Genomic DNA, 11,272 nt, shown 5'->3' on the forward strand with positions numbered 1-11,272 from the left:
AATTGTTTATTAGGTATTTATGTCAATTTCTCTAGAAGGGTTTTTAATTTTTCTCCTTCGCTTTCCCAGAGTATTTCTGATCCAGGTTTATTCGGATAAAACTTCTTGGCTTGTAGATCTTGTATAAATGAGGCTACATTTTGTGGCGAATTGGGGACTTTTGTCCCAGCTTCATATTGTCTGATGATGCTTTCCCAGAGGCTATTTTCTCTGTATAGGATAGGGATTCCATTTGCGAGATATTCATATAATTTCGTAGGGATACAGTGAGCAGTACTCTCATTGTTTTGATAGAATAAAAGGGCGTAATCTGATGCCCGTATAGCAGAAATAATTTGTTCATGAGGGACAAATGAATCTATCCCTATCAGTTTGATAAAGCTATATTTAGCCCTTAAATCATTGATTTTCAGTTGATCATTGACATTAGGGGCATAGCCTATGATAGTTAGTTTAGTTATGGGATACTGATCATGAATACTTGAAATGAAGTCTATGGCATCATACACACCATAGCTTTCGGATAAGGTTCCTGTAAAAATAAAATGAAGCCCTTTATGCGGTTTTGATTCGCTTTGTATAGTTCCTAAGTATTTGTTCTCGATAAGCGTAGCTCTTTTAGCGAGGTAAGGCATTTCATGGAGATACGTTCGCTCAGCTACGATGAGTTCATCAAAAAAAGGGATGACTAACCTTTCTTTTAGCCGAACGGCTAGTGCTATGAGGTGTGCGATAGGTTTAGGAAAAGTCTTGCTATGATGAATGTTAAGCGCATAGTTTTCTCTCAAATCATAGACTATTCGTGTACCAAATAAAATTTTGAACCATAAGCTAACTATCAGTAATTCAAAGGTATTGACTATGATTACTTTAGGCTTTACTTTAAGTGCCTTTGAAAAAAAAGTAAAAGACGCTAGGACTCTTTTGAGGCTAAGTCTGTTAAAGTCATAGATAGGGTGAAAGTGAATACCATCTACTGCAGTGGTATTTTTTGACGAAAATCCTATGATGTTTAAATTGTATTTATTTGTTTGGCGCAGTGTTTGACCAAATTTGAGGTACATCCTCGGATCATTTACTGGCTTTAGCACCGAAGCAATTACAACAGTAATCTTTTCATTTATCATCAAAAGCAAAATACAAAAACTAATTATTTATTTATGGAATTGAAGCAATTAATAGAGAAAGCTTGGGATAACCGTGAACTTCTCAAAGAAAAAGAAACGGAAATCGCAATAAAGACAATCATAGACGACCTAGACAAAGGCACTATCCGAGTGGCAGAGCCAACTGCGGACGGACAGTGGCAGGTAAACGAATGGGTCAAAAAGGCTGTCATTCTCTATTTTCCTATACAGAAAATGCGCACGATCGAGATTGGTCCTTTTGAGTTTCATGATAAGATGATGCTCAAAAAGGGTTATGAGAAAATGGGTGTGAGAGTAGTTCCTCATGCAGTAGCGAGATATGGTGCCTTTTTAAATCAAGGTGTAATCATGATGCCTAGCTATGTTAATATCGGTGCGTATGTAGATAGTGGTACTATGGTCGATACTTGGGCTACAGTAGGTTCATGTGCGCAGATAGGCAAGAATGTTCACCTATCAGGTGGAGTAGGCATAGGGGGTGTATTAGAGCCAGTACAAGCCGCGCCAGTGATCATCGAAGACAACGCCTTTATTGGTTCACGAGCGATCATCGTTGAAGGGGTGAGAGTAGGTAAAGAAGCTGTAATCGGAGCTGGTGTGACGCTTACAGCAAGTTCTAAAATCATCGATGTCACAGGAAGTGAGCCTGTAGAGTATAAAGGATATGTGCCAGAGCGCTCTGTGGTCATTCCAGGATCGTTGACTAAAAAATTTCCAGCTGGAGAGTTTCAAGTACCATGTGCGCTTATCATCGGCAAGCGTAAGCCAAGTACAGATCTCAAGACATCTCTAAATGATGCGCTGAGAGAGAATAATGTAGCTGTCTAACCTTTAATTTGGAGATAATGAGTTTAGTTAAAAATACTTTCATTTTTGTTTTACTGAGTCTCACCATGATAGCTTGTGGGGGAGATTCGAGTGACTCGAATAATGGTGACCGCCTTTTCAATCAAGGAAAATTCGAGGAGGCAGCAACAGTGTATGAAGCCTCACTTACCAATAATCCGAGAAATGTAAAAACTATCTACAATCTCGGTAGAACATATGAGGAGCTGGGAAGAAATGAGGATGCTATAGCTACTTATGAGAGAGTATTGAAGGAGGATGATAAAAATGCCAATGCTCTTTTGAGTTTATCAAACTTGAATCAAAAACTAGGAAATAATGAACGTGCTTTGCTCTATGCAGAGCGTGCAGTGCAGCTTCCTAATCCTAGTGCGGAGGCTTACTTATTTCAGGGTAGAGCGCTGCATCAATTGGGTAACTCTGATGATGCTATGGAAGCCTATACTAATGCGATCAGCACTAATAGAGAATATGCACAGGCTTACTACTACAGAGGTGCGCTTAAAATTGCTATCAAGAAGCAAAGCAGTGCATGTACTGATTTGAAAAAAGCTGTTGCGCTAGGATATGAATCAGCGACTCCTTTAGTCGAGAAATTCTGTCAATAGACGAATTTTTATAAATCTTTAGTAAACCTCAGTAGTTAAGTCTGCTGAGGTTTTTTACTTGATTAAAACCTTATTTGATGATTTATGAGTAATTTGTCAGAATGGAGATGATTTTTGATAGTCCTATTGGTCACATAAGAATCGCACGTGAAAAAGAGGGGATAAGTCTTTTACAGTTCACTAAGCTAGATACAGTCTCTTCAGACGATCCATTGTTACTGGATTGTCAAAAGCAAGTCTTAGCTTATATGAGAGGTGACCTCCATGTGTTTGATTTACCAGTTGTACTAAAAGGAACAGATTTTCAATATCAAGTATGGAAAGAGGTCAATAAAGTATCTTATGGAGCTCGCCAGACATATCAGAAAATAGCCAATCAACTCGGTGGACCCAAAATGTCACGAGCAATAGGAACAGCAGTTGGGAAGAATCCTGTCTTACTTTTGATCCCATGCCATAGGATAGTAGGGGCAAATGGAGCATTGACTGGCTATGCTGGAGGACTTGACAAAAAGAAAGAGCTCCTAAGGATAGAAGCTCTTCATAGTGGTCAGCAATTTTTATTTTAAGATTTACTTTTAATACCTGAGAGTAAAGTGAAAAGGCCAATCACTGCGATGACGCCTCCAGCTATTGGTGGCCAGTTTAGTTCGTTTTCTTTTTCACGATTGATTTCAATAGGACCTACATCTATTACATTTTCACTCGTGGTAAACGACATTCCAGTGAAAAAAAATGCACCGACTCCAACAAGGATTAAAACAATACCAATGATCTTTTTCATAAGTTTTTCTTATTTGGTTGATTTCAAGTTAGTCAAAAATTATGCTTAATGCTACTTGTTCGAAGAGTAATAGTAAATCTACCAAAAGAGAAGTGTCTGCGAATTGTGCAGATTTCAGCAAATTATTATCCTATTTATATCTTTGAAATAAAATAATTTGTAGTTTTACGTCATTATTAAGGTTTTCATGACTTTAATGGTTTGGTTAACTAGGGGCGGCTTTTTGTCGCCTCTTTAGTTTGAGGCATTTGACATCCTTCTAAAAATATAATTCACATTCTGGTAATTTTAAATTAACAATTTAATAACTATATTCGAGTCCTGATGGCGGGAGACTGTCATTTAGGTTAAATGGTTAATTAGTTAAAAGCAGGGCTTTCGCCCTGCTTTTTCTGTTTTAAGTCTAAGAAAAATGATTTTTTGACTTACAACCATGATGGTTCGTACCATAAAAAATAATCCCTGTCACCAAAGCGGCAAAAAATGAAAGCGTCTTCAGGGGAGGCGCATTAAAAAATTGACTAGTTTGGAGAAGTGGGCCTAAAAAAATATCATGCATGAGATAGACCAAGGTCACTAATACTATGATGAGTAAGGCTATTTGATAAAAAATCTTCATCCTTTAATATCTTTGATAATCCTTTTGCCAAAAGAATGCCTGAATTAAAATCACGTTTTAGTATGATTTAAGGCATGTTTAAAGAAAATAGATGTTCGAAATGGATCAAAATATGTACGCAATCGCACAAATAGTAAGGAGGATAGTTTTTCTTTTGAGTGTATTTTCAGGGGGTATTCTATCTAGTTGTCAGTCTCAAGAAGTGTCACTGCGTTATGATCTGCTTGGAGGGATAGATTGGGAATATTCAGGGGAGATTATTTTTACTGAAAAGCCTGATGGGCTCATAGTGAATGTCAACTTAGCTGGACCAAAAGGAGATGTAATGCATCCGATTCATCTACACTACGGAGCCATATCAGAAGATGGAGAAATTGCACAGGTCTTAGGCTACCTTGAAGGGAGTAGTGGTGAAGGTGTGTTTGATTTAGATACTTTAGCAGATGGTAGGAAGGCAAGTTTAGAATTGATCAAATCTCAGAATCTTAACGTTAGGGTGCATTTCGATAATGGCCGCTATAGCAAAGAAATCATCGCTTATACTAATATCGGGCAGAGTTTTTTAAAGTTTGGTCCTGGTACTGCTGCTGATGTAGCTGTTTGCACATCTTTTTAATTAAAATTTCTAAACCTTTCAGATAACATACTGTTTTAAAACCAATAAGTTTGTTTTGGTTTAGATTTGTAGAAGAGAAGCAGGCCTATAGCCTGCTTTTCTTTATTTATAGAGGTGTATTTTTTCTTTGATATCGCTCAGTATTTTTTGGCTATGTTCTATGGAGTTTTCTATGAAGTATGATCTTGTATTAAGTCCTCCGCAAACTACTCCAGCTAAATACATTCCTTTTCTATTGGTTTCGTGATTTTGCTGATCAAAGCACGGAATTTGATTTTCATCTATTAAGTCTATTTCAAATTTTTTCAACAGGGGGTAATTTGGCTTATAACCTGTCATAGCCAATACGAAGTCATTCTCGATTTCAAAGTCTCCTGATTCATTTTCTAATAAAAGACTTTTAGGATGGATCTCCTTCACTTTAGTGTTGAAGAGAGCTTTGATAGAGCCTTCTTTGATACGATTTTCGATATCTGGCAATACCCAGTATTTGACATTTCTATCTATGGCTTCGTGTTGGATGATCATGGTGACATCTGCACCTTTTCTCCAGCATTCGAGTGCTGCATCTACTGCAGAGTTGCCAGCACCTATGACGACTACTTTCTGACCTACGTAAGGCCATGGTTCCTTGTAATAGTGTGCTACTTTGCTGAGTTCTTCTCCTGGAACATTCAGATAGTTTGGTACATCGTAAAATCCTGTAGCTACGATAACGAACTTAGTATGGTAAGTAGCCTTAGAAGTAGTGACTGTGAATTCTCCAGCTTTTCCAGTTACAGTGGTGGCTTCTTCGTAGTAGTTGATGGGTAGACCATAGGCTTGACTGACCCTTCTATAATACTCTAATGCCTCTGTTCTCCGTGGTTTATTTTCTATAGACATGAAGGGAATATCACCCATCTCGAGTTTTTGTGAAGTCGAGAAGAAGGTCATGTTCACAGGATAGTTGTAGATCGAGTTGGCGAGTGTACCTTTTTCTATGATTAAAAAATCTAAACCAGCTTTTCGTGCTTCTATGCCACATGCTAAACCAATAGGGCCTGCACCTATGATGATCAAGTCGTGTTTTTTCATATCTAAAAAACACGAAAAGCTAGCTAAGGTTCCTACAAAAATGTCTTCTTGTATAGATCGATACTTTCAAGCACAATACGCTGTGCATCTTCTTTACCTAAAAAGTCCTCTACTTTGACCTCTTTATTTTCTAGTTTCTTGTAGTCTTCAAAGAATCGTCTCATCTCAATAGTTGTATGAGGAGGGAGCTCTTCGATATTTTTGATGTGATTCACACTCATATCATTCTTAGCGACTGCGATGATCTTATCATCAGCCTCTCCCTGATCTATCATACGCATCACACCGATGACAGTAGCCTCTATCAGACACATAGGAGGCAGCTCTATCGATGAGATAACCATGATATCTAACGGATCATTATCATCACAGTAGGTCTGGGGAATAAATCCATAGTTGGCAGGGTAGTGTACGGAAGAAAATAGTACGCGATCCAACATGATCAATCCACTATCTTTGTCCAATTCAAATTTGCCTTTTGATCCTTTAGGTATTTCGATGATGGCTTTGACTACTTGAGGAGCATTATCTCCAAAGTGTACCGCATGCCAGGGGTTCGTACTTATCTTCATGATTCTTATATTAGCTCACAAAATTAGGTATAAATGACCAAAGCGCCCAGAGAATGTATCTCTGACTTATCATTACCACTCATTTAATTAATTGATAAAATTCAATCAGTATTCCTTATTTTAGTTTGTCAAAAGATTAAGTTTGTGTTTTTTGAAGGAAGATATTTTCACAAAAGCCAAATCCATATTTAGATGAAGCGTTTTTTTAGAATGTTTGATGAGATGGTCGATAGCCAAACTCAGCAAACGAATCTTCTGGAAAGTTCTCGAAAGCAAATGATATTTTTTGCTTCGATTTTAGCTTTATTGATTTGTCTGTTTCCTCTTAAGGCCATGTATGAATTGGGTCTTTTCATACATTTTTTCAGGGTAATTATCTTGTTACTGGTTTCCACATTTAGTCTTTATTGGATCATCAAGACAGGTCGATATAGGTTACAAGCTCATTTGCTTTTGAGCTATGCGACCTTGTATCTCATATCCAATATGATCGTGGTAGATTCAGATTATCTATTGGTAGGCACCCCTTTGTTGGGCTTATTGGTGATATCCTCGTTTTTTGTTTTGGGGCTAAAGTGGGGGTTATTTTACACCATCATCAATGTAATTCCAGCTATTATTAATAATTATCTGTTATGGAATGATCTCAAGCCAACATTCTCATTTGCTGAAAAACCAATATTAGAAGTCGAAATATTCATTTCTATTGCAGTGTTTGCTGTTTTGATCATCTGTTTAAATCTTTTGCAGAGGGCTTTCTTCAAAACCAATCTGCAGCTGAATGAAGCACTAGAAAATCAAAAGTTGCAAAACAAACTTCTCATTGATGCTAAGAAAAATGCTGAAGCATTGGCAGCTGCTAAGACAAATTTCTTGTCAGTAATGAGTCATGAGATCAGAACTCCACTGAATGCCGTGGTGGGGCTTTCTGGGATACTCCTTGAAAATAGTCAGTCAGAAGAGCAAAAAGAAGACTTAACGATGTTAAAGTTTTCAGCAGAGAATTTACTCTTATTGATCAATAACATTCTGGATTTTAATAAACTAGAGTCTGGAGGATACCATCAGAAACTGAGGTATTTCGACTTGGTCGAAATGGTTAAATCTTTGATTTCTACTCAGGATATCATCAATGAGAAATCTCTAAAGATTAAGCTAGAGGTAGACCCTGAGATCACATATGAGATCTACACAGATCCTATTTTACTCTTGCAAGTCATTCATAATTTGTTGAATAATGCTATTAAGTTCACTGATAATGGTCATGTCAAAGTCATCATCAAAGAAAATTTAAGGAATGAAGAGTCAACCAATCTCTTTATCATGATAGAAGACACTGGCATTGGGATACCAGCTGATAAGATTGAATTGCTTTTTAAAGATTATGCTCAAGTCTATGAAAAGGAAAAACTGCATAAATATGGAGGAACAGGTTTGGGGCTGGCCATAGTTAAAAAGATATTAGATATACTGGGAACAAATATCTATGTCAAAAGTGAAGAGGGGAAAGGCACTATGTTTTTCTTTGAAATGAGCATGCCATATAGATTCCCAGTAGAAAATAAGGAATTGATCAGTGATCAAGTAATCGAAAAGCCCTTGCACGTTTTGATCGCTGAGGATAATCAAATTAATGTTTTAGTTATTAAGAAACATTTAAAATCAATAGAGGCGACTTTTGACATAGCTGAAAATGGCCTAGAGGCACTTGAAATGTCTCAGCGCAAAATCTATGATGTAATACTCATGGATATTCAAATGCCAGAAATGGATGGAATTGAAGCATCTACAATGATCAGAAAAGATCCGCAAAACCCTAACCAAGCTACTCCGATCATCGCCCTAACAGCAGTGATTCTTGATGATCACAGAGATCAGATGTTTGCTGCTGGTATTACAGATATGATGACTAAGCCTTTTAATTTTATAGATCTAAAGAATATGATCTATAAATCACTTAGAGCTTAAGATTTGACTGAATGATGGATATGATCTGCTTTTTTTGCGATTTCATGGATGATTTCATCCATTTCTTTTCCTGATGATTTGATTAGTTGAAGGAGTTCTTTGATAGTATACTCTTCTATTTCGCCTACTTCATCGATCATGTTGATCAAGCCCATGATCCTAGCTAGTGGTGCGCGTACTTTGTGTGACTGTATCCAAGCGATTTCTTGCATTTTGGTGTTCTGAGTTTCGATAGCTCTGATATAATTACGTCTTTCAGTAATGTCATTGGCGAGCACCAGTTCTGCGGGGATGCCGTCAAAGTCTATTTGTGAAGCATGGATACTAACATAGATGATCTCTCCATTTTTCTTTTTATGACGGTAGACGTTTTTAGTTACTTCGTCTTGTATACTGAGGAAGTTTATTCCCCCCTTTGATGGTATGATGTCTTCTTTAGGTCGTATATCTAGGATGGTCATAGAGAGGAACTCTTCATAAGAGTACCCATAATGCTTGATAGCAGCATTATTTACATCTAGAAACTTAAAAGTGCCAATTTCATATACCCACTTAGGAATTGGGCTCAATTGAAAGAGATCTCTGTAGCGCTTTTCTGAATGCTTTACTTGCTTATTGATCCGGGCTCTTTCAAGGTTATAAAGAATACTTTTGGTGAGATAGGAGGGTGTAAGTTCATCTTTGAGCAAGTAGTCAGATACTCCAAGGGATAGTGATTTGATACCAAACTCTTTATCTCCAAAACCCGTCAATACGATCAGAATTGTGTTTTCATTTTTGATATTGAGTACACGAGTGATCATGCTTTCTCCCTGCCCATCTGGGAGACTCAAGTCTAGTAAAATGACATCTATCTTGTTTTTGGCTGTCAGAAATGCTTCGGCTTCTCTCAGACATCTTTGATTATATAACTCATATTGAAAAGAAGACTCCTTTAGATATTCTTCTATGATGACGAAGTCTCCTAAGTTATCTTCTATGACTAGTATAGAAAGCTTGTCTTTTGTACTCATGTTACTAAACTTGGGACGGTAATTTGACTAAAGAAACCCAGAAGTTTTCGATGGAAGTCACTACATCCATGAAGTCCTGTACTTCAATAGGTTTGCTAATATAGCAATTAGCGTAATTTTCATAAGATTTGATGATGTCACTTTCAGAAGATGAGGTGGTCAGCATGATCACAGGGATCGTCTTCAATTTGTCATCTGTTTTGATAGCTTTTAGCACTTCATGACCATTGAGTTTGGGCAGATTGACATCTAAAAGTATCAAATCTGGGAGTGAGGCGTCATTATATTCTGCTTCTTTTTTAAGAAAGCGCAAAGCCTCAGAGCCATCTCTGACGATACTTATCTGATTGGTAATCTTCCCTTCGTTGAGTGCTTCTGTAGTCAAAAGCAGGTCTCCTTCATTATCTTCTACCAGTAGTATGTGTATCGGTTTCATGTATCGACTTTAAAATCACATTAAGGTAGTATAAAATTAAATTCTTTGGAAATAGAATCGTCAACTTAATTCTTTCACATGTGAATTAAATAAATAGAAAATCTATGGGTGAAGTCCAGTATAGAAGTAGACCTTGGTATGGGAGTGAGGTAAAAAAAATAGTCTTTCATAAAGTATGAAAGACTACTGGTGCACTCGGAAGGATTCGAACCCTCAACCCTCGGAGCCGAAATCCGATATTCTATCCAGTTGAACTACGAGTGCTAACAAAAGCAGCGTTATCAAGACGCTGCTTTTTTAATATCAGAAAGAAAAGAAACTTAAGCCTGAGCAGCTAATACTTCTTGTACTTTAAGCGCTGCATCTTTAAGGACTACTGCAGAGAACACCTTGAGACCAGACTCATCGATGATTCTAGCACCTTCTTCCGCATTGGTACCTTGTAGACGAACGATGATAGGAACTTTGATATCACCGATCTTCTTATAAGCTTCTACTACACCATTGGCTATTCTATCGCATCTTACGATACCACCAAATACATTGATAAGGATCGCTTTTACGTTAGGGTCTTTTAAGATAATTCTAAATCCAGCCTCTACAGTCTGAGCATTGGCTCCTCCACCTACGTCAAGGAAGTTGGCAGGTTCACCACCAGAAAGTTTGATGATATCCATCGTAGCCATCGCAAGACCCGCACCATTGACCATGCAGCCTACGTTACCATCTAGTTTTACATAGTTGAGTCCACTTTCACCAGCTTCTACTTCCAATGGATCCTCTTCAGAAAGATCTCTCAGCGCAGCTAGGTCTTTATGTCTATAAAGCGCATTGTCATCAAGATTCACTTTAGCATCTACTGCAAGGATCTTATTATCAGATGTCTTCAATACTGGGTTGATCTCAAACATTGAAGAGTCTGTACCCAAGTATGCATTATAAAGGGCTGTGATGAATTTCACCATTTCTTTAAATGCGTCACCTTCTAGACCTAGTTTGAAAGCTACTTTTCTAGCTTGAAAACCTTGAAGACCTACTTTAGGATCGATCCACTCTTTGAAGATTTTATCTGGCGTATGCTCAGCTACTTCTTCTATATCCATACCACCTTCTGTAGAAGCCATGATGACATTGCATCCTTTAGCTCTGTCTAGTAGGATAGATACATAGTACTCTTTAGGATCTGACTCTCCAGGATAGTACACATCCTGAGCGATCAATACTTTATTCACTTTTTTGCCTTCAGCTCCTGTCTGATGTGTCACCAATGTGCCACCTAGGATGTTGCCAGCTTTAGTAGGTACTTCGTCTAGACTTTTTGCTAGTACGACACCGTTTGAGCCAGTTTCATTGATTTTACCTTTGCCTCGACCACCAGCATGGATTTGAGCTTTGATCACAAACCATGACGTGCCTGTTTCAGCATTCAATTTTTTAGCGGCAGCTGCAGCGGCCTCAGGTGTATCAGCTACGATACCCTCCTGAATCCTCACTCCATAGCCTTTCAGAATCTCTTTAGCTTGGTATTCGTGTATGTTCATCCTATTGAAATTTTTGCCCGAATCTACTGCGGAAAGCCCGAAGT

General features: G+C 37.8%; 12 protein-coding genes and 1 tRNA gene. 5 read left to right on the plus strand and 8 right to left on the minus strand.

The genetic code is table 11. The features are described from left to right. Positions 1-17: 17 nt before the first annotated feature. On the minus strand, positions 18-1,064 hold the full coding sequence (locus I5349_RS02840) for a glycosyltransferase (RefSeq protein ID WP_226389214.1): 1,047 nt from the start codon (positions 1,062-1,064) through the stop codon (positions 18-20). Positions 1,065-1,160: 96 nt separating this feature from the next. On the opposite strand from I5349_RS02840, the gene I5349_RS02845 reads away from it, so the two are divergent. The 3 genes from I5349_RS02845 (at position 1,161) to I5349_RS02855 (ending at position 3,171) form a co-directional block, all read left to right on the plus strand. Next, positions 1,161-1,976 (plus strand): 2,3,4,5-tetrahydropyridine-2,6-dicarboxylate N-succinyltransferase, encoded by an 816-nt coding sequence (locus I5349_RS02845; RefSeq protein ID WP_226389215.1) that lies wholly within the window; start codon positions 1,161-1,163, stop codon positions 1,974-1,976. Positions 1,977-1,993: 17 nt separating this feature from the next. Next, the gene (locus I5349_RS02850; protein WP_226389216.1) at positions 1,994-2,602 is read left to right on the plus strand and encodes a tetratricopeptide repeat protein; all 609 of its coding nucleotides are present in this window, start codon (positions 1,994-1,996) and stop codon (positions 2,600-2,602) included. Positions 2,603-2,703: 101 nt separating this feature from the next. Continuing rightward, positions 2,704-3,171, plus strand: a complete 468-nt coding sequence (locus I5349_RS02855; protein WP_226389217.1) for a methylated-DNA--[protein]-cysteine S-methyltransferase — start codon at positions 2,704-2,706, stop codon at positions 3,169-3,171. On the opposite strand, the gene I5349_RS02860 is transcribed toward I5349_RS02855, so the two are convergent. Continuing rightward, positions 3,168-3,386, minus strand: coding sequence for a hypothetical protein (locus tag I5349_RS02860; RefSeq protein ID WP_226389218.1), 219 nt, complete (start codon positions 3,384-3,386; stop codon positions 3,168-3,170). The genes I5349_RS02855 and I5349_RS02860 overlap by 4 nt on opposite strands. Positions 3,387-4,117: 731 nt before the next feature. Between I5349_RS02860 and I5349_RS02865 the strand changes: the two genes are divergently transcribed. Further along, entirely contained in the window at positions 4,118-4,621 is a 504-nt protein-coding gene (locus tag I5349_RS02865) for a hypothetical protein (RefSeq protein WP_226389219.1), read from the plus strand. Positions 4,622-4,723: 102 nt separating this feature from the next. On the opposite strand, the gene I5349_RS02870 is transcribed toward I5349_RS02865, so the two are convergent. Together I5349_RS02870 and I5349_RS02875 are read right to left on the minus strand one after the other, a co-directional pair. After that, complete coding sequence (locus I5349_RS02870) at positions 4,724-5,698, minus strand: YpdA family putative bacillithiol disulfide reductase (RefSeq protein WP_226389220.1); 975 nt, start codon at positions 5,696-5,698, stop codon at positions 4,724-4,726. 32 nt (positions 5,699-5,730) lie between these two features. Beyond that, positions 5,731-6,270, minus strand: coding sequence for an inorganic diphosphatase (locus tag I5349_RS02875; protein ID WP_226389221.1), 540 nt, complete (start codon positions 6,268-6,270; stop codon positions 5,731-5,733). Between the two features lie 192 nt (positions 6,271-6,462). On the opposite strand from I5349_RS02875, the gene I5349_RS02880 reads away from it, so the two are divergent. Next, complete coding sequence (locus I5349_RS02880) at positions 6,463-8,238, plus strand: ATP-binding protein (protein ID WP_226389222.1); 1,776 nt, start codon at positions 6,463-6,465, stop codon at positions 8,236-8,238. Here the strand turns inward: I5349_RS02880 and I5349_RS02885 are convergent. The 4 genes from I5349_RS02885 to sucC all read right to left on the minus strand — a co-directional run bounded on the left by I5349_RS02885 (position 8,235) and on the right by sucC (position 11,228). Then, positions 8,235-9,251, minus strand: a complete 1,017-nt coding sequence (locus I5349_RS02885; RefSeq protein WP_226389223.1) for a PAS domain S-box protein — start codon at positions 9,249-9,251, stop codon at positions 8,235-8,237. The two genes, I5349_RS02880 and I5349_RS02885, sit on opposite strands and share 4 nt — an antisense overlap. Positions 9,252-9,255: 4 nt before the next feature. Beyond that, a complete protein-coding gene (locus tag I5349_RS02890) occupies positions 9,256-9,687 on the minus strand; it encodes a response regulator (protein ID WP_226389224.1) in 432 nt (143 codons plus the stop codon). A gap of 187 nt (positions 9,688-9,874) precedes the next feature. Next, positions 9,875-9,951, minus strand: a tRNA-Arg gene (locus I5349_RS02895). Positions 9,952-10,007: 56 nt separating this feature from the next. Next, on the minus strand, positions 10,008-11,228 hold the full coding sequence (gene sucC / locus I5349_RS02900; protein ID WP_226389225.1) for an ADP-forming succinate--CoA ligase subunit beta: 1,221 nt from the start codon (positions 11,226-11,228) through the stop codon (positions 10,008-10,010). Positions 11,229-11,272 lie beyond the last annotated feature (44 nt).

Origin of the sequence: Penaeicola halotolerans (assembly GCF_016464625.1) — a bacterium.
In the GTDB taxonomy this organism is placed as follows: Bacteria; Bacteroidota; Bacteroidia; order Cytophagales; family Cyclobacteriaceae; genus Penaeicola; species Penaeicola halotolerans.

Excerpts from the sequence above, each read along its gene's own strand:
- I5349_RS02840 (WP_226389214.1), bottom strand. The coding sequence starts at position 1,064 with ATGTACCTCAAATTTGGTCAAACACTGCGCCAAACAAATAAATACAAT.
- I5349_RS02845 (WP_226389215.1), top strand. The coding sequence starts at position 1,161 with ATGGAATTGAAGCAATTAATAGAGAAAGCTTGGGATAACCGTGAACTT.
- I5349_RS02850 (WP_226389216.1), top strand. The coding sequence starts at position 1,994 with ATGAGTTTAGTTAAAAATACTTTCATTTTTGTTTTACTGAGTCTCACC.
- I5349_RS02855 (WP_226389217.1), top strand. The coding sequence starts at position 2,704 with ATGGAGATGATTTTTGATAGTCCTATTGGTCACATAAGAATCGCACGT.
- I5349_RS02860 (WP_226389218.1), bottom strand. The coding sequence starts at position 3,386 with ATGAAAAAGATCATTGGTATTGTTTTAATCCTTGTTGGAGTCGGTGCA.
- I5349_RS02865 (WP_226389219.1), top strand. The coding sequence starts at position 4,118 with ATGTACGCAATCGCACAAATAGTAAGGAGGATAGTTTTTCTTTTGAGT.
- I5349_RS02870 (WP_226389220.1), bottom strand. The coding sequence starts at position 5,698 with ATGAAAAAACACGACTTGATCATCATAGGTGCAGGCCCTATTGGTTTA.
- I5349_RS02875 (WP_226389221.1), bottom strand. The coding sequence starts at position 6,270 with ATGAAGATAAGTACGAACCCCTGGCATGCGGTACACTTTGGAGATAAT.
- I5349_RS02880 (WP_226389222.1), top strand. The coding sequence starts at position 6,463 with ATGAAGCGTTTTTTTAGAATGTTTGATGAGATGGTCGATAGCCAAACT.
- I5349_RS02885 (WP_226389223.1), bottom strand. The coding sequence starts at position 9,251 with ATGAGTACAAAAGACAAGCTTTCTATACTAGTCATAGAAGATAACTTA.
- I5349_RS02890 (WP_226389224.1), bottom strand. The coding sequence starts at position 9,687 with ATGAAACCGATACACATACTACTGGTAGAAGATAATGAAGGAGACCTG.
- sucC (WP_226389225.1), bottom strand. The coding sequence starts at position 11,228 with ATGAACATACACGAATACCAAGCTAAAGAGATTCTGAAAGGCTATGGA.